13 protein-coding genes are annotated in these 17,535 nt (G+C 44.3%); 7 read left to right on the top strand and 6 right to left on the bottom strand.

Translation table 11 applies throughout. The annotated features are described in order from the left end of the window. Positions 1 to 114 precede the first annotated feature (114 nt). Positions 115 to 2,406 (top strand): TonB-dependent receptor, encoded by a 2,292-nt coding sequence (locus tag OI18_RS20650; protein ID WP_160290272.1) that lies wholly within the window; start codon positions 115 to 117, stop codon positions 2,404 to 2,406. A gap of 28 nt (positions 2,407 to 2,434) precedes the next feature. Then, positions 2,435 to 2,989, top strand: a complete 555-nt coding sequence (locus OI18_RS20645) for a hypothetical protein (protein WP_039143490.1) — start codon at positions 2,435 to 2,437, stop codon at positions 2,987 to 2,989. Here OI18_RS20645 and OI18_RS20640 read toward each other — a convergent pair. Beyond that, complete coding sequence (locus tag OI18_RS20640) at positions 2,961 to 4,754, bottom strand: ABC transporter ATP-binding protein (protein WP_039143487.1); 1,794 nt, start codon at positions 4,752 to 4,754, stop codon at positions 2,961 to 2,963. The genes OI18_RS20645 and OI18_RS20640 overlap by 29 nt on opposite strands. Positions 4,755 to 5,236: 482 nt before the next feature. Here OI18_RS20640 and OI18_RS20635 point away from each other — a divergent pair, with 482 nt between their 5' ends. Both OI18_RS20635 and OI18_RS20630 read left to right on the top strand, forming a co-directional pair. Then, positions 5,237 to 7,657, top strand: coding sequence for an SLBB domain-containing protein (locus tag OI18_RS20635; RefSeq protein ID WP_039143485.1), 2,421 nt, complete (start codon positions 5,237 to 5,239; stop codon positions 7,655 to 7,657). Positions 7,658 to 7,805: 148 nt separating this feature from the next. Next, positions 7,806 to 9,206, top strand: coding sequence for an undecaprenyl-phosphate glucose phosphotransferase (locus OI18_RS20630; protein WP_052273447.1), 1,401 nt, complete (start codon positions 7,806 to 7,808; stop codon positions 9,204 to 9,206). 11 nt (positions 9,207 to 9,217) lie between these two features. On the opposite strand, the gene OI18_RS20625 is transcribed toward OI18_RS20630, so the two are convergent. Continuing rightward, complete coding sequence (locus tag OI18_RS20625) at positions 9,218 to 10,150, bottom strand: glycosyltransferase family 2 protein (RefSeq protein ID WP_052273446.1); 933 nt, start codon at positions 10,148 to 10,150, stop codon at positions 9,218 to 9,220. A gap of 57 nt (positions 10,151 to 10,207) precedes the next feature. Here OI18_RS20625 and OI18_RS20620 point away from each other — a divergent pair, with 57 nt between their 5' ends. Further along, positions 10,208 to 11,134: a glycosyltransferase family 2 protein gene (locus OI18_RS20620; RefSeq protein WP_205410082.1), complete on the top strand. Its 927-nt coding sequence runs from the start codon at positions 10,208 to 10,210 to the stop codon at positions 11,132 to 11,134. Here OI18_RS20620 and OI18_RS20615 read toward each other — a convergent pair. From OI18_RS20615 to OI18_RS20600, 4 genes are read right to left on the bottom strand one after another with little or no spacing between them, the layout of a single operon-like run. Then, positions 11,113 to 12,345, bottom strand: a complete 1,233-nt coding sequence (locus tag OI18_RS20615; protein WP_039143482.1) for an O-antigen ligase family protein — start codon at positions 12,343 to 12,345, stop codon at positions 11,113 to 11,115. The two genes, OI18_RS20620 and OI18_RS20615, sit on opposite strands and share 22 nt — an antisense overlap. A gap of 4 nt (positions 12,346 to 12,349) precedes the next feature. Then, the gene (locus OI18_RS20610) at positions 12,350 to 13,066 is read right to left on the bottom strand and encodes a WecB/TagA/CpsF family glycosyltransferase (RefSeq protein WP_160290271.1); all 717 of its coding nucleotides are present in this window, start codon (positions 13,064 to 13,066) and stop codon (positions 12,350 to 12,352) included. Continuing rightward, positions 13,041 to 14,252, bottom strand: a complete 1,212-nt coding sequence (locus OI18_RS20605) for a glycosyltransferase (protein ID WP_039143477.1) — start codon at positions 14,250 to 14,252, stop codon at positions 13,041 to 13,043. The genes OI18_RS20610 and OI18_RS20605 overlap by 26 nt, the downstream gene beginning before the upstream one ends. Then, complete coding sequence (locus OI18_RS20600) at positions 14,230 to 15,444, bottom strand: hypothetical protein (RefSeq protein ID WP_039143475.1); 1,215 nt, start codon at positions 15,442 to 15,444, stop codon at positions 14,230 to 14,232. Before OI18_RS20600 ends, OI18_RS20605 begins: the two co-directional genes overlap by 23 nt. Here OI18_RS20600 and OI18_RS24735 point away from each other — a divergent pair. Together OI18_RS24735 and OI18_RS20590 are read left to right on the top strand one after the other, a co-directional pair. Next, positions 15,443 to 16,759: a hypothetical protein gene (locus tag OI18_RS24735; RefSeq protein WP_039143472.1), complete on the top strand. Its 1,317-nt coding sequence runs from the start codon at positions 15,443 to 15,445 to the stop codon at positions 16,757 to 16,759. The genes OI18_RS20600 and OI18_RS24735 overlap by 2 nt on opposite strands. A gap of 86 nt (positions 16,760 to 16,845) precedes the next feature. After that, the gene (locus OI18_RS20590) at positions 16,846 to 17,535 is read left to right on the top strand and encodes a sugar transferase (protein WP_160290270.1); all 690 of its coding nucleotides are present in this window, start codon (positions 16,846 to 16,848) and stop codon (positions 17,533 to 17,535) included.

The following is a 17,535-nucleotide window of genomic DNA, read 5'->3' as shown; positions in this document are numbered from 1 at the left end:
ATGCTGTTTTCCTTAGTTTTGTCCATCTTAAAGTAGGAAATGGTGAATCTGACCGGAAAATTTTTTTTTGCAATTATATTGGTATTTACGGGTCTGGGAGTCCGGGCGCAATGTGTGTTTCGATTAACCGGCGTAGTTACCGACGCCGATAACAGGCAACGGTTAAGCGGTGCGAATGTTCTCATCCGAGAAGTCAGGAAGGCTGTCAGTACAGACGAAGACGGCCGATTCAAGGTGGAAGGCCTTTGTGCGGGTAGTTACAATCTGCTTATTACACATATAGGATGTCAGCCGCTTGAAGCGCATATCCATGTCAAGGAAGATCTGCGGCAGGATTTTGTGCTGCCGCATGCGCAGGGACAACTGTCGGAAGTTACAGTGGTCGGAACTGCAAACACACGCGGCACCGGCATTTCCGGTGAGATCAAGGGGCGGCAGCTTGAGGCTACGAGGGGTCTGACTCTTGGTGAATCATTGAAACAGGTACCGGGAGTAAGCGTATTGCAGACCGGTTCCAATATTTATAAACCCGTCATCCATGGCTTACACAGTAACCGTGTATTGATATTAAATAACGGCATCAGGCAGGAAGGACAGCAATGGGGAAGTGAGCATGCGCCCGAAGTGGACCCCTATATTGCGAACCGCCTGACAGTGATAAAGGGTGCCAGTTCCCTCAGATATGGTGCTGATGCTATTGGTGGTGTTGTGTTGGTTGAGCCTCGCCTTTTGCCTGTAAATCCTGGAATTTATGGCGAAATCAACTCGGCTTTTTTCAGCAATGGCCGCCAGGGAGTTATTTCCGGGATTGTTGAAGGTAATGCCAGGAAAATCCCTGCATTTTCCTGGCGACTTCAGGGAACATTAAAGAAAGGCGGGGATGCTAAAACGCCCGATTACTGGCTGGTAAATTCCGGGGTGGAGGAATATAACTTTTCAGTTGCTGCGGGTCTCCAGAATGCTCACCGTGGAGTCGAAGTCTTCTATAGCCAGTTCAATACCAAATTGGGAATATTTAAGGGCGCGCATATCGGAAATGTAACTGACCTCCAAAATATTATTGACCGGCAGGAGCCTTCCCCTGAGATAAAAAATGCTTCTTTCAGCTATTCGATTGACCGGCCCTACCAGGAAGTACATCACCAGCTGCTGAAGATAAGATCATACCTTGCTACAGGTAATGCTGGAAAATTGAACCTTGTGCTTTCGGGCCAGTACAACAACCGCATGGAGTTTGACATGCGCAAGTTTCAGTCAAGCTCGAACGTGCCCCAACTCGATCTTGGAATAAATACCGGTAATGCCGACCTGGTGTGGGATCACAACAGCTGGAAGGGATTACGGGGAACCATTGGTGCAACCGCTTCACTTCAAAAGAATGAGAGCTACAAGCAACGGCTTTTTATCCCGAATTACCGGGCATATAATGCAGGCGTCTTTCTGATCGAAAAATGGTCGCATGCAAAGTGGATTCTTGAAGGAGGATTGCGGTATGATATTCGCTCGATCTATGACGTGAGCGATAACCAGGCAGGGGTCTACGACGACCGGTATTTCAGCAGCATGTCGGGATCTGCAGGTTTTACATACAGGTGGCGTGATGACCTTAAAACTACGCTGAATTTTTCCAGCGCATGGCGTGCACCACAGGTAAATGAACTATACAGCGATGGCCTTCACCATAGTTCGGCAAGGGTCGAGAAAGGCAATCCGACACTGCAACCTGAGCGTGCGAACAGCTGGCTGCTTAACTTTTTGTACAACCCTTCGAAGTGGGATATTGACCTGGGGTTTTATTATAAGGATATTAATGACTTTATTTATCTGGCGCCAACATATCCGCCTGTGCTGACGATACGTGGAGCATTTCCGGCGTTTGAATACCGGCAAACGAATGCCCGTCTGACCGGTTTGGATCTTTCAGCGGGTTATGCCATAACGGCTCACTGGAAAGCCGCCGTTAAAGCATCGTTGCTTCGTGCGTGGGATAAACAGGCGGATGACTGGCTGATTCAGATGCCTGCCGACAGGTATGAAGCTGAGTTGCAATATGATTTTGGTAACGGGAAAAAACTGCAGGATTCATATGTCAAAATCAACCTGCAGCAGGTGATGAAACAAACACGCGTTCCCGACAGTGGAAATATTGAGAAGCAGCTTCCTGACGGAACCATAACACTTCAACCGGATTATGCGCCGCCGCCTGGGGCATACCTGCTTACTAACGCTGAAGCGGGTACGAAACTGATGATGGGGCGACAGCCATTGTTCCTGGTCTTAAGCGTGAACAACCTGTTTGATGTCGCATACAGGGATTACATGAATGCATTCCGTTACTATGCATTGGATATGGGAAGAAACATCGGCTTACGGGTGAAAATTCCACTCGGGGTCAAAAAACAATAGTCCATTTTAAAAGATCAAATCGTGTAAAATGAAACAGTTTCACCGGCCTTTTTTTGTTGCGTTATTGGCTTTCGCTTTATCCCTGGCCGCTTGTTCAAAAGACAAAGACGAAGTTGCCAACGAGGAAGAATTGATCACGACAGCCGTGCTTGAATTCCGTGACAATGGGTCAAGCGACCGCTTCAGTGTAATCTTCAGTGATCCGGATGGCGAAGGGGGGGAGGAGCCTGTTTATTTTGATGAGATCAGGTTACGCCCGAATACAACTTATAGTGTAACAGCAACCTTGCTGAATGAAAGTACTGATCCGGATACAGATATTACTGCCGAAGTTGCTGAAGAGGCAGATGATCACCAGTTTTTCTATTTGCCGGCAGGTGTGAATATTAATGTTGCCGTCACAGACCAGGATAATGCGGGATTACCCCTGGGAATACTATCGCAATGGACTACCGGTGAAGTAAGTACCGGAACCGTACGCTTTGTGCTCAAGCATAAGCCAGGCAATAAAGCTTCCAACGATGATGTAAGCAAAGGCGAGACTGATATTGACCTTAATTTTGTTGCGAGGGTTCAGGAATAGCAGCCTGTTGTAAGATTTTGCGTTCGCCAATCTGTTGACGCCACATGGCATAGTATAATCCCTTTTCTTCGAGCAGGTCGAGATGTGTTCCTGTTTCCACTACTTCTCCTTTTTCGAGCACATAAATACGGTCCGCATGCATAATAGTGGATAACCGGTGTGCTATCATAATAGTGACTTGTTCGCGCTGCGCAGAAATATTCCGGATTGTCGTGGTGATCTCTTCTTCGGTCAGGCTATCGAGCGCTGAGGTCGCTTCGTCAAAGATCAGGAGATTAGGATGTCGCAGGAGTGATCTTGCAATTGACAAACGTTGTTTTTCACCACCGCTCAGTTTTAATCCTCCTTCACCGATCATTGTATCAATTCCTTTTTCTGCTCTCCGCAGCAGGTTCTGGCAGCTTGCTTTATGAAGCGCATCTATAACCTGCTCCTCGGTAGCTTCTGGCCGAACGAAGGTCAGGTTTTCCCTGATGGAGCCGGCAAACAACTGCGTATCCTGTGTAACAAAACCTATCTGTTTCCGCAATTCTTCAAAGTCGACCTCATTTTCATTGATGCCGTTGTAATTGATGCTGCCGTCCTGGGGGCGATACAATCCGACAAGCAGTTTTACGAGGGTAGTTTTGCCGGCACCTGATGGCCCGACAAAAGCAATGGTTTCACCTTTTTTTACCGAGAAGCTGATCTGGTTAATTGCATGTTGTTGTGCGGTCTTATGACGAAAGCTCACTTTATTGAAGACTAGTGAACTTATCGCAGACAATGATTTTGGATGAACCGGTCTTGGTTCAGGTTTCTTGTGCATCAGGTCGCGGAAATTGTTAAGTGATGCTTCCGCTTCGCGATAGGAGAGAATGATGTTGCCGATTTCCTGCAAGGGACTGAAAATGAAAAAGGAATAGAATTGCATAGTGACAAGTTCTTCAGGTTTCATATTGCCTTTATATATCAGCCACATAAGGATAAACAGGATCACCTGGCGAAGTGTATTAACGAAAGTGCCCTGTACGAAACTCAGACTACGTACTCTTTTTACCTTTGTGAGTTCGAGCCCGAGGATTTTATAGGTGTTTTTGTTCAGTCTCTCAACCTCCTGCCTGGTAAGGCCAAGACTTTTGATCAGTTCTATATTTCTCAGAGATTCGGTTGTAGTGCCGGCCAGTGATGTAGTTTGTGAGACTATGTTTTTCTGAATGGTCTTTATTTTTTTGCTCAGCAGGTTCGTGATGATCGTGAGCAGGAATATTCCTCCAAAGTACACGAACGGTAGCGTCCAGTGAATGCTGAAAGCATAAATGCTGACAAACAGAATCCCGATCATGACCCCAAACAGAATATTGATGAAGTTCGAAATAAAGCGCTCCGTATCGTTTTCTACCTTTTGCAGGATGCTTAGTGTTTCACCGCTTCGCTGGTCTTCAAATTCGTGATAGGGCAACGACATGGCATGTTGTAAGCCATCGGTAAAAATCCTTGCACCGAACTTCTGGGTAATGACATTGAAAAAGTAATCCTGGAATGCTTTTGCAATACGGCTTACCATTGCCACCCCGATGGAAAGGAGTAGAAGCCAGAGGACAGCATTGACATAGACGTTCCAGTTTCCGAGGTCCCGGTAGTGATAGACGTCGAAAGCGACCTTGGTCATCCTGCCGAAAATGATGGGATCAAGTAATGAGAAGCCGGAGTTGATCGACGCGAGCAGCAGGGTAAGCAGCACCAGCCATTTATAAGGTTTGAGATATTGTAGCAGAATTTTCATGATAATGAGGAAATATTACTAAAATTAGTGGTTTTTGAACCAGCCGTTAGCCGTTATACAGCAAGATCATAACGTATTAAAATCACCAAAGTTCAGCGAAATTTTACGATTTAAGCTTTTTAAAATATATAATGTTTACCTGAATAAGTTCTTCCAATACCATAACTCCCGTCATCTTTCGGTGTTTTTCCCCAAAAAAGTTTAGATTATATTTTGTTACTTGCGGCCAGTTTTATCCATGCTTATGCGAAATATTACTTCAACTGTAACTAAGCTGAAGTCTCTGGTTGGGCCGGCAGCTGAATCCCCTTGTTCATATTTAATTTATTGCAGAAGCAACACCTTTGCTATTAATTCAGTCACTATATTTGCGCGCTAGAAAAATGATTGGTAAAACCTTATTCCTTCAGCATTCCAAATCATTTGAATCATCTGGATCCAGGTGTGTTCGACAACGATTGTGTGCTGTAAATCCATAAAGTATGAAATTCCGCAAGGCGCTGATAGCATTCCTCCTCATTTTCTTCTCCGTAAATTTTGTTTCTGCACAGGTTCCTAACGACCTAAGCCAGGTTCGGTCTGATCAAATTACAGATGCACAATTACAACAATATCTTTCGAGGGCTAAATCTAATGGCTACTCGCAACAGGAGGTTGAAGCTGAATTCCTGCGTCGGGGAATGCCTGAGACCGAGCTGGTAGAGCTAAGGAGGCGGATAAAACAAATGGAAACATCGGTTGAAACGCCGACTTTCCCATCTTCCGAACCGGCTACAAATACCAAACGTAAGGTTCAGGCCAATCCGGCAGTTCGTATTGACCTGTTGAAGCCTGCCAATACATCCCGGTTGTTCGGCGCAGATCTTTTCAGCAATGAAAACCTTTCATTCGAGCCTGATCTGCGAATGGCGACACCCAAAAACTATACAATTGGTCCGGATGACGAGCTTTTGGTGAACATTTATGGCCAGAATATGTCTCAGCAGACACTGAAAGTGACACCCGAAGGCACAGTAAATGTAAAATATGCCGGGGTAATCCAGGTCAACGGAATGACTGTTGAGGCTGCGACATTATTGCTGAAGAACCGGTTAAGTAAATATTATCCCGGGTTAAGCAACGGGCAGACAAAACTTCAATTGTCACTCGGCAGTATCCGAAGCATTAAAGTGATACTGATTGGGGCGATTAATCGTCCGGGTACTTATACATTGCCATCACTTGCCACCTTGTTCAATGCTTTATATGTCAGCGGCGGTCCTGCGGAAAATGGTTCATTCCGGAACATTGAACTTATCCGCAACAGCAAGGTGATCCAGGTTGCTGATCTGTATGATTTTCTCGTGCGTGGCGACCAACGCGGAAACGTAAGCCTGGAAGACAACGATGTAATAAGGGTGCCCTTTGCTAAGTTGCTGGTAACATTTAACGGGGAACTTAACCGGCCGGGTATATTTGAATTAAGGCCGTCGGAAACCCTTGAAGAAGCGATCGAATTTGCAGGTGGCTTTAAAAGCAAGGCATTCAGAGGACGCATTACCGGGAAGCGATATACGGATTTTGGGAGAAGTGTTATTGATATCCCATCAGACTCATTCGGAGTTTACAAAGCACATAACGGTGATGAATTTGTAGTTGATTCGGTCTTGAACCGGTACGTAAACCGCGTTATCATCAACGGCGCCGTATTCAAACCTGGCACCTACGCTTTAGAAGCAGGAATGACAATTTCAGACCTGATAAATAAGGCCCAGGGCCTTAAAGAAGATGTGTATAGTGGCCGGGCGATCGTAGTACGCACACGTACTGATCTGACCAGGGAATATATGTCGGTGGAATTGAAACCGATCCTCGCCGGACTACAAAAAGGAATGACGCTGGTTAAAGAAGACAGTATTCACATTGCTTCCATTTTTGATCTGAAGGATACTATTAGCGTGACTATCAACGGTGCAGTTCGCAAACCGGGAACTTTCAGGTTTGAAGACAGTCTGTCATTGAAATCACTCATTCTGAAAGCCGGTGGTTATGCTGAAAATGCTACTGGCAACCAGATCGAGATCTCACGCCGGAAACATGATGTGGATGTTAAACAATCAGGCAGCGCAATCGCCGACATTATAACGATCAATGACAATATGGATCTGTCCGAAATAGCTTCCGACATAATATTGAAGCCATACGACATCATCACTATTAAAGAAGATCCGTATTACAAGAAGCAGATTAGTGTGAAGATCAGTGGCGAGGTATTGATGCCTGCTGTATATACGTTACAGAGCAGGGAAGAAAGGCTGAGCTCGATTATTCAACGCTCAGGTGGTTTGCTTTATACCTCAAATGTCAGGGGAGCGAAACTGATGCGCCAGAAAAGGGAAATAGTGGATACAGCAATTGTAAAACGATTGCTGATTAGTGTAAAGCAGGATTCGACAGCTACATCTGAGGACAGCTCACTTAATGAGACAAAGCGAGTAGTGGCAATTGATCTGGATTATATTCTCAAACATCCTGGCAGTGCAGATGATATAATTCTCGAGGACGGTGATGAATTAATCGTTCCGAGGATCAATAATACTGTTAGTATTTACGGTGAGGTCTATAAACCCGTAGATATCATGTATGAGAGGCAAAAGAAGATGAAGGATTACCTGTCTGATGCGGGAGGCGTTACCCAATTAGGCAAGAGAAGAAAGGCATTTGTGATTTATGCAAATGGAAGCGCCAGTAAAATTGAGCGTATGCTCGGAATATTTCCAAGGCAACCTAAAATATATCCGGGCTCAAGCATATTCGTTCCGCAGAAACCGAAACGTGATGGTCAGTTTGATGCAGGTAGAGCAGGTATTTTGGTATCAGCAATAACCGCGCTAATTACAGCAGTGGCATTGTTTACCAAGTAGAGTAAGTCAGCTGCAAATAGCTACATAGGAAAAACGATAGAATGTGTATGGAGATATCATTGCTTCAGGTTAACCCTGTGAGTGATGTGGCGAAGCCATTCCGCTGACTGAAATACCGAATTGACTGATAAACCTTAAACCTTAGCTGATGCAAACTTCGTACCGACCATCGATTCGTGGTAAAATTACTGCGGATCTCTTACTCGTTGCCCTGATCTTTTTCGCTGTTCGCGGGAATATTATATTCATATCCGACACATATTCCAGTCACAACCTTGCGCTGGTATTGATGTTAATGATTACCTGGTTCTTCTCAGGCCGGATCATGGGACTTTACCAAGACTTCAGGATTAAACCATTCTCGATGGAATGGATATCCTTTCTTAAAACGCAGATCGTTTTTTCACTTTTAGTTTCCTTCCTCCTGTTTTTTGTACTGCAGAATTATCCCTTTAGCCGGACGCAGCTCGTTACATATTTTGCCCTCCTTTTTGTTTTTATACCCATACAGAAGGTTCTGATAAGGATCGTTTATAAAAGAATAAGAAAGAGTGAAATCTTAACCCGTAAGGTATTGATCGTTGGAGCCGGCGACAATGGAATGGACTTCTACAAACAGTACGTTAAGGACAAAAACTACGGCTATGAACTCACCGGCTTTGTTGACGATGTGAGTAACCCTTTGTTGAACGGTCAGTATCTGGGAAAAACATCTGAAATTAATCGCGTGCTGGCAAAGCATGAACTTGATGATATTGTAGTTGCTATGCCCATAACGGATGATAATGTGCTTGAGCATATTATTAGCGCAGGGGAACAACAGGGGAAGTTGGTTCGTATCATTCCGGATTATCAGCGGTTCGGTGCACGTAAATTACATATTGACCGGCTGGGCAGTCTTCCGATTATTACCTTACGCTCGCTCCCGTTGGATGTCATTGACAATAAAATGCTGAAACGCATTTTTGACGTCATTTTTTCATTCCTGGTAACGGTGTTTGTGTTGAGTTGGTTATTCCCGATCATTGCTATTTTAATTAAGTTGAGCTCAAAGGGGCCTGTCTTATTTAAACAGGAGCGATGGGGTCTGAATAACAAATCTATTATTTGTTATAAGTTCAGGACAATGGTGAATACCAGTAGGGATACGGACGAAAAGGGCAGGTATCAGCAAGCCAGGAAAGATGATCCGCGCATCACTCGTGTTGGGGCGTTCCTTCGTAAAACTAACCTCGACGAGATTCCGCAGTTCATTAATGTGTTGTTGGGTTCCATGTCAGTAGTGGGTCCGCGCCCACATCCCGTTCCGCTTAATATTCAATCTAGGGACAGCGTTGAAAATTACATGATGCGGCATTGGGTGAAGCCTGGAATAACGGGTTGGGCTCAGGTGAACGGATACCGTGGTGAAACAAGGAAGCCTCACTTAATGGAAAAGCGTGTGGAATTCGATCTGTGGTATATTGAGAACTGGACCTTTTGGCTTGACCTGCAGATCATATTGCAGACATTGGTGAATATGGTGAAAGGTGATGAACAAGCCTTCTGATTGCAGCAAATTCATTTGATCATGGCAAACATTTTCAAACAGAATAACCATTTACGCCAGAGGGGTTTTTTCTTGTAGGCAAGGATCTTATCCTGATGTCTGAAGAAGATAAGTGTTCGTTTGATGTTGTTCGTAAGTGAAAAATCCCGGTATGAGTCCAGGATACCGGCGTAAACATTCTTCTGCGGAATGTCCCCGGGGCATGATTGGTAGAGCAATTGCATCCGGTTCAAAGCAAGTGTTTTCTTATCGGTTTTCTCTTTTGAATGCCGTCGTTTGGATGATCCCGTGTTCGCTACGCCAAATACGTTTGTCTCGTGCTGACGATATTTTACAAGTGGGACATTTAAGTACCTGATAGGAGATTGGCAAGTCGCGATGAAGCCGATCCAGTAATCATGGGGGAAGATTGGGGGCAGCGGAAGACTTCGGTCTATGACAGATCTTTTAATAAGCATGGCGTGTCCCGGAGCACTGTTGCCAATAGCATAGCAAAGGCAATCGTCAAATCCACGAAGATTTTTTATATCCGAAAGATTCTTACCCAGGCTATTGCCGGCTTCGTCAATCAGGGTTGAATCCGAATAGATGATTTCATGGATACCCAGGTTTTGATAAAGTGTTGTCAGCTTTTCTGGCTCCCAGATATCATCCTGGTCACAGGGGGCTATAAAGTTTCCTGATGCCATTTGCAAACCGCGCTCAAAGTTCTTGATGTAACCGATGTTGGTCTCGTTCCTGTAGACTTTAATAAATGGATATTTTCTGCTGAATTCCTGCAGAATAGCGTGAGTGTCATCAGTTGAGTCGTCATCAACTATGATCACTTCAAGATTAGAATATGTTTGCCTGATTATGCTGTTCAATTGTTCTGTGATGAATCGTTGGCCGTTGTACGTTGCCATTACGACGGAAATAAGCGGATAACTGAGATCAGTGTTCATATTGATTGATGCAAATTAGCAAACTTCATTTCAGTTTTTTTATAATTGCCAATATTGATGAATGACCTAATGGTTCTCGCCGAAATGGGCATTTCGACGAGAAAAACCCAATCCTCAAAAGAAAATGTTTTTTCCATTCTTATTCCTACCTGGAACAATCTTCAATATCTGAAGCAGTGTATAAAAAGCCTGCGTAAATATTCATCATTTGATCATCAGATTATTGTGCATGTTAATGAAGGTAAGGATGGAACTATCGAATGGCTTGACTCTCAGGATGATATTGACTATACTTTCAGCGAGAAGAACCTGGGGGTATGTTATGCTCTAAATGCTGCCCGGACCCTTGTTGATACAAATTACATCCTGTACATGAATGATGATATGTTTGTCTGCCCCGGGTGGGATAAAGCGCTTTGGGAAGAAGTGGAGCAGATCAGGCATAATCGTTTTTTTATTTCGGCAACGGCAATTGAACCAGATGCACAAAGCAACTGTTCTATTGAAGCTGATTTTGGCCGTACCATACAAACGTTCCGTGAGAGCGAATTGCTCAGCAGTTACCAGGCGCTGGACAAAGCTGACTGGAATGGAGCTACTTGGCCTCCCAATCTTGTCCATAAAGATATCTGGGATATGGTTGGAGGATATAGCGTTGAGTTTAGTCCGGGTTTGTACAGTGATCCAGATTTTTCGATGAAACTCTGGCAGTCTGGTATTCGCCTGTTTAAAGGCGTGGGGAGAAGCCGGGTTTACCATTTTGGAAGTATTTCAACTAAGAGGGTTAAAATAAATCCAGGGTATTATCAATTTATCGCAAAATGGGGAATTACATCCAGCACTCTTACCAACTACTTTCTTAAGCGAGGAACAGCTTATACAGGTCCGCTGGAAGAATTGACGGTTTCTCCGTGGCTGAAATTTAAAAATTGCTTTAAACGGATTCAGTTACTTTTCAATTCCTATTTCGGAGTCGGCAGTTGATCATCGTTTGATTGCAGGCCAAAAAGACTTCCAAAAAAACTGAACCAGACTATTCCCTTGTTAATCTCGAGAATAGATTCCGTGAAACAGGCTACCCCAAAGCACACCCAAAAAAATAGGGCCAGATCGTTTCCCGATCTGAACGCTATAACCAGTCCGGTAGCGATGCAGGCGATTAGCAACAACAGGCCTGGTAAACCATGCGTAACGAGTTGTTGAATGTACTGGTTATGGGCGTTGTACTTATTGTAACGTGAAGCGAAATAGAATTTTCTTTTTTCATAGCTCTCCTGTAAAGCCTGCTGGGCGTCACCAGTGCCTACTCCTGCCAGTGGGTGTTCCTGAAAGACATCAAAAGCGCATTGCCAGATCGCCAGCCGAAGCACACCACCTCCCCAGGATCGTCCGAGTGAGGAATCCTCATCCAGCCGGATAATTTGTTGTTTCGAAATTGCCCTGATCTCATTCCATTGCTGTTGCAATTTCGGAGTTACCATTCCCATCGCCATTACCAAAAACACCACTAATGACAGACCAGCAATTTTATAACTTTTACGAAAATTGGTTTTGAAAAAGTAAATCAGCACAAGGAAGAACAATAACATTATTGATAACCTGTTACCCAGAAGCAGAAGGAAAAGGGTAAACAATAACAGTAAAGAGATTCTTAGCCAGAATATTTTGTTTACTGTTCGTCCGTCCTGTTCAAGCCTGTAAGCATTCCATGACATGCTGGTAAGACAACAGAGGCCGAAAATGTATGGCGCCATTCCTTTCAGTATCACAAGGTCATAACCTTGCAGATGATGAAGCGAGCCGGTGTTGAAAAGCCGGACTACACCCCAGCCCAAACCTGCCAGGACACCTGCAGCACAACATATCGAAAAAAAATCCATGGTCCTGTTGAACCGATTGCGCTGCAGTGAGCTAAATGCATATATCAGCGGAAGAACGAGCAAGGCTGATGTCTGCTGTAATTTAAAGCCTGCAGTTTTAAGATCGCTCGAATAGATTGTGCCAATGATCTTAAGAAGGTACAAAGAGGCGAAAAGGCAAAAAAGGTAGAAGGTGATTTTTTCTTCAGGCTTTCTCTTTTGTCCGAAAAAGATCCAGTATAAAAAGAGTGCGATTATTGCCAAGGAATTCAGCAGTGGCCAGAAGATCAGTGATCCCCCGACCAACTGTGAAAGTATTTCGAACAATGAAAACATCCTGTTACTTTAATAGATAATGCTTGACAAGAAGGTACATAAAAAATGTATTCGTCACAAGATAACGCTTGAACAACCTTCTTGGTTCCTGTACAAGACGGAACAACCACTCCAGGCTGGCTTGCTGCATCCAGAGTGGTGCACGCTTTCTCCGGCCAGATGAAACTTCAAGGGCGGCACCTATACCAAGCAAAACGGCATTGATATCCTTGGTATGTTTTGCCATCCATTTTTCCTGCTTTGGACAACCTAATGCTACTAGAACGATATCAGGGTTCACAGCATTGATATTTGCATTATCCTGCTCTGATTCTTCAGCGGTAAGTGCACGGAAAGGAGGGCAGATATGCCCGACGATATTTATGTGAGGATGTTGGTTCTTCACTCGGTTACGGAAAGCTTCGATTACTTCTTCTGTACTTCCGTAAATGAATAGCCGCACGGGGTGAGACTGGCTCAGCAGAGACTCAAGGAAATCCATCCCGGAAATCCTTTCCTGGCTTTTTTTGTTTAGCCACGAATTAACTATTGCAATAGGCTTACCATCAGGCAAAACCAGGTTTGCCTTATTGATAATCTGTGCATATCGCTGGTTGCGGTAAGCTTCAACAGACATGTGTACATTGGCGAAACATATGTATGCCTTGCGCTTCTCTTTTGCCCATTCCATTACCCTGTCAATGCTCTGCTGGTAACTAAGCGTATTGATGCTGATGTTCATTAACTGACTTTGCGATAATAGGATTCTTGTGTTGTCCATCGGATAGTTGTTTATAGATATTGAGAATATTGTTATAGTGTACTTCTTCGCTGTACTTTTCGAGGTATGAACTCCGTGCCCGATTGTACAGTTCTTCCTTCCATTTTATTCTTTTCAGCAGTTCATGCAGATCGTCCATGTTGCCTGGCTCGAAAAGAAATCCATTGCTTCCCTCCTCAATCATTTCTTCCATCGAGCCCAGCCTGGATGCCAGAACCGGGGTTCCCGTAGCGAATGCTTCTATGATCGTCATCGGCATCCCTTCATACCAGGTTGACGGGAAAACGAGTGCCTTCGCGTGTTTCATGTAACGAATGATCGTTTCCGCGGGCTGTAATCCCAGATAATTAATATTGGCTGCAGTAGCTGCTATTTCCCTGATGCTTTCGGCCAGCGGCCCATCACCGGCGATGACCAGCCTGTCGCCTGTCTCTGCGAACTTTCGGGCAAGCTGAAGAATTCCTTTCTCTGCAGAAATTCGTCCTACAAAAAGAAAATAGTCATCCCTTACAGAAGAGCCCTGGCCCGGATCTGCAATAGCATTCGGTGTAATGAAGACCTTTCCGGCTTCAAGACCGGCTGAACCCGACAGGATTTTATTCCGCATAAAACCCGACAACGTTATATAGGCGTCAACTTTATTCTTCCAAGTGCCCAGCATTTTATGGGTACCCGTAATTGCAGTAACCAGACCTGATTGCACTGCAGAGTTGCGGTAGCATTTATTGATGATGCCACTCGAAGGAAAAGTGGAATGAATACATTTTTCACAAATGGTCCCACTCCTAATCAGCATAGCGTTAGCACAGATCAGCCGATAATTGTGCAATGTGGCTACCACAGGTATTCCCATTTTTTTTGCCTGGTACAGTACGGAAGGTGAGGCGTCGAAAAAGAGATTGTGCACGTGTATGACATCAGGACTGAAGGCTGATATTCTAAAACCGAGCTTTTTTGCCGACTGTGGATTGTATACAGCTTTCATGGCTGCCGACACTTTACCTGCTACGCCGGCAATAGATTCATTATCGAAAGAAAGGGTTTCCGTAGCATGTCCATGGGAATCCAACAGCCTGCGTTCCATGTCCAGTACTGCGTCTTCACCACCCCGGTGCTGATAGCGGTTATGTATAAACAGGACTTTCATGGAATTCCGGTATTTCTTTTTTTACATGTTGTATAGCAGCAGAAAGAAGTCCCAGGATGGTCCAATATCCGACTGCATATATCGGTGATTCAAGTGCCGGATTAAATAAGGCGATGAATGTTACTGCGAAAAAACTGTAGTACAGGAGTAGTTCCTTTCGCTCCCCTGCGTACCGCTTCATCCGGAAATAGCTTCTCATAACTTCATGATATATAATCCCGATGGCAGCAACAAAACCTATACCCAGCCTGGCGAAAACATATACAAATGAATTGTGCGCACCCATTACATAAGGCAACTGGGGTATTTTCCTGTGATCTTCAATAGGGTAATATTTGTACATAGGCGTTCCGAAACCTATACCCGGTATGTTTTCCGGAAACTTGTCAACTATTGACTGTTTCCAAAGAATCAGTCGCCAGGTACTGTTTGGATCTATCGCAAGTATCCGGTTGGAATTAACAACTGATCTTATTCCCCGTTCATTGAAATGGTTATAGTGTTGGGAAATGAGGCTAAGGTTGGGGATCATTTTCCAGAAAAAGATGGAAAAGACAATCAGCCCGGCAACCACTGCAATAACAAAGAACCGGTATCCAGGCACAATCCAGACAAACAGGTAAAACGCGGAAAGGATCATCGTTGTGGATGAGTCATATGCAATGGCATAGATCACATTGGAGGCTATCAACAAAGGCAGAATGTACTTGCCTGCCACATCATAGAAGAGGACCGGGAAAAGGGCTGACATTCCAAATCGTTCAACGAGTAATTTCGGAGCCCTCAATGCAATGCCAGTAACACTATACGCTGCTAACGGCAGGCGGATTTTCTCAATATAAGGGAACAGGTATCTCCAGGTGAAGTATCCTGCGAAATAGCCGAATATGGAATAAACGATAACGGTATTCCTCAGGTAATAATAAAGTTCATCCATGCGGAACAGGGATGCAATGGCGTGAACTCCGCCCAGCAATAGCAGGAAAATTATGGCGAGCGAAATATTATCGGTCGGTATGCTCCTTCTTTTATAAATGAGGGTTGCACAGCCAAATGCAGAAAGTAGTTCATTGAAAAAAAACTGTTTTTCAAAAAACCAGGGGGCAATTAAATATAACAGCAGGACAGTAAAAAAAATGTTTATTATGATGTGCTGTTTTTTCATTTTCATTTCCTTTGCATTACCATACATGATCAGGCGTTTACTTCCAATTGCTATATTGACTGGTGCCGGACAATTGTTCTCCATCTTCGCAATCAAATCCATTGCAGCTAACAGTGCGGCGGATGCGTTTACTGATTTTGTGCAAGCTGATGCATTTTATCAGTTGTTGCTTTCCGTCATTGCTTTTGGATTGCAGTCCATGGCAATGCGCGAACTGGTTATATCCGCCGACTGGAAATCACTGCTTAAACAATACCAGTCTGCGCGTATATGTATGGCAATACTGTTACTCCCAATATGCCTGCTTGCATTTTGGAAATCATCGTATATAGTTTTCTTAATAGCGCCTTTGCTGGCCGCTAACGCGGATTATGCGGTTTATGCCAGGGGGTACCCTGTATACGGTGCTCTGATGGCCTTTCTCAGGATGATAATTCCTTACGGCATCACGTTGGTGATAGTTCATATTGCACCTGACAAAGTTCTTTACGCATTCGTTGCAAGTCTTATGCCGGTTTTTTTTATAACTGACTGGTTAATAATGCGCCGTCTTTCTGTGACATTTATTAATATCCCATATTGGCGGGATATTTTGTTATATGTTAAAAGCCTTGTGCTTGGGCTGGTGGGGCTGGGCCAGTATATGGTGGGGTTGGGACTCATGCTCCTCGTGCCATATTTTATCCCGGAAGCTGCATCCCATGCGGTTTTTGTGGGATTGAAGCTATACGTGATATACAAGGGAGTAGTGAGGATCATTCACCAGGCTTACCTCCGCGAAATGTTAATGCCCAAGGTCAATATTAATGTTGACCAGCTGTCCATGCTTGTGGCCTTATTCTACTGTTCAGGTTTGTTTTTCTTTCCGGACGCTTCCGTAAGATTGTTCTTCGGTGAGCGCTTCCTGCCATACATATATTATTATCAGCTAACGGGTGTCGCGGCACTTATATATGCATTCCTGAACACACAGTCCACAATTCTCATGCTGCAACGAAGGGACAGACCCCTTGCAATAAGCACACTGACGGGGGTTGGCACAATGTTTTTAACATTAATTTCCGGAGCGTTGTTCGGAGATGGTGCATGGATAGCAGGCCTGGCACTTGTGATGGGGGAGTCAGCAGTATCGGTGTGCCTCTATGTCGTTGCAAAGCCGGTTCCGCTAATGAAACAGCGGATCGTATTTGTATTCCAGGTTTCTCTCTTCTTTGTTATCCCATGCCTGATGCGTTACGCCGCAGGCGATATTCTGTGGTCACTGTTACTCAGTTATGTGATAGTGGGAATTGTATGCGCATTATTATATGGCAGGAAATTTGTCGCTACTCCAATGCAATAGTTTTGATTCGTTACGCAACGCTTTATGATGGATGCTTGTCAGAAGCCCATTGGCCTTCTGTTTATGAAATCAATAAAGTTACTGTTATGAAAACCAGCAGCACTGACTACCTATTATTTAAACGTGCCTTTGATCTGTTCTTCTCTTTGTTTGTAATTGTATTTGTATTATCCTGGTTGTTGCCTGTTCTTTCCCTTGTAATCTGGATCGATTCACGAGGTCCTGTATTTTTTATACAGAAACGAGTTGGTAAAAATGGAAAAATGTTCCGTTGCCTAAAACTCAGGACAATGGTAATCAATGCAGATGCCGATATAAAGCAGGCCGTAGAAGGTGATCCGAGGATTACACGTGTGGGCCGGTTTCTTCGAAACAGCAGCCTTGATGAACTGCCGCAATTCATTAATGTATTTACTGGTAATATGAGTGTCGTAGGACCGAGGCCACATATGCTTGCAGACGACCTGCGTTTCGCTGAACTTATTAAAGGGTATGACGAAAGGAGCATTATGAAGCCAGGAATAACGGGCATGGCCCAGGTGAAGGGTTTTAAAGGCCCGGCACCTGATTTTACCAGTGTCTTTCATCGTTACCAGTGGGATGCATTTTATGTTCGTAATGCTCATATGATGCTTGACGTGCGTATAATCTTTGACACTTTCACGGAAATGGTAAAAATTATTTTTACCAAAGAGAAGCCTGTTCAGCAACCTTCCGCAATTCCAATGGTTAGGGTTTTGAAAGCTGAGCCGAAATTGGGAATGGTGAATAATTGA

This window comes from Flavihumibacter solisilvae (assembly GCF_000814475.1).
GTDB lineage: Bacteria > Bacteroidota > Bacteroidia > Chitinophagales > Chitinophagaceae > Flavihumibacter > Flavihumibacter solisilvae.
This window is presented reverse-complemented; position numbering and strand designations above follow the sequence as displayed.

What these genes read in the sequence shown, in the direction of transcription:
- OI18_RS20645 (WP_039143490.1), top strand. Translation starts at nt 2,435, where the DNA reads ATGAAACAGTTTCACCGGCCTTTTTTTGTTGCGTTATTGGCTTTCGCT.
- OI18_RS20640 (WP_039143487.1), bottom strand. Translation starts at nt 4,754, where the DNA reads ATGAAAATTCTGCTACAATATCTCAAACCTTATAAATGGCTGGTGCTG.
- OI18_RS20635 (WP_039143485.1), top strand. Translation starts at nt 5,237, where the DNA reads ATGAAATTCCGCAAGGCGCTGATAGCATTCCTCCTCATTTTCTTCTCC.
- OI18_RS20630 (WP_052273447.1), top strand. Translation starts at nt 7,806, where the DNA reads ATGCAAACTTCGTACCGACCATCGATTCGTGGTAAAATTACTGCGGAT.
- OI18_RS20625 (WP_052273446.1), bottom strand. Translation starts at nt 10,150, where the DNA reads ATGAACACTGATCTCAGTTATCCGCTTATTTCCGTCGTAATGGCAACG.
- OI18_RS20620 (WP_205410082.1), top strand. Translation starts at nt 10,208, where the DNA reads ATGAATGACCTAATGGTTCTCGCCGAAATGGGCATTTCGACGAGAAAA.
- OI18_RS20615 (WP_039143482.1), bottom strand. Translation starts at nt 12,345, where the DNA reads ATGTTTTCATTGTTCGAAATACTTTCACAGTTGGTCGGGGGATCACTG.
- OI18_RS20610 (WP_160290271.1), bottom strand. Translation starts at nt 13,066, where the DNA reads ATGAACATCAGCATCAATACGCTTAGTTACCAGCAGAGCATTGACAGG.
- OI18_RS20605 (WP_039143477.1), bottom strand. Translation starts at nt 14,252, where the DNA reads ATGAAAGTCCTGTTTATACATAACCGCTATCAGCACCGGGGTGGTGAA.
- OI18_RS24735 (WP_039143472.1), top strand. Translation starts at nt 15,443, where the DNA reads ATGATCAGGCGTTTACTTCCAATTGCTATATTGACTGGTGCCGGACAA.
- OI18_RS20600 (WP_039143475.1), bottom strand. Translation starts at nt 15,444, where the DNA reads ATGTATGGTAATGCAAAGGAAATGAAAATGAAAAAACAGCACATCATA.
- OI18_RS20590 (WP_160290270.1), top strand. Translation starts at nt 16,846, where the DNA reads ATGAAAACCAGCAGCACTGACTACCTATTATTTAAACGTGCCTTTGAT.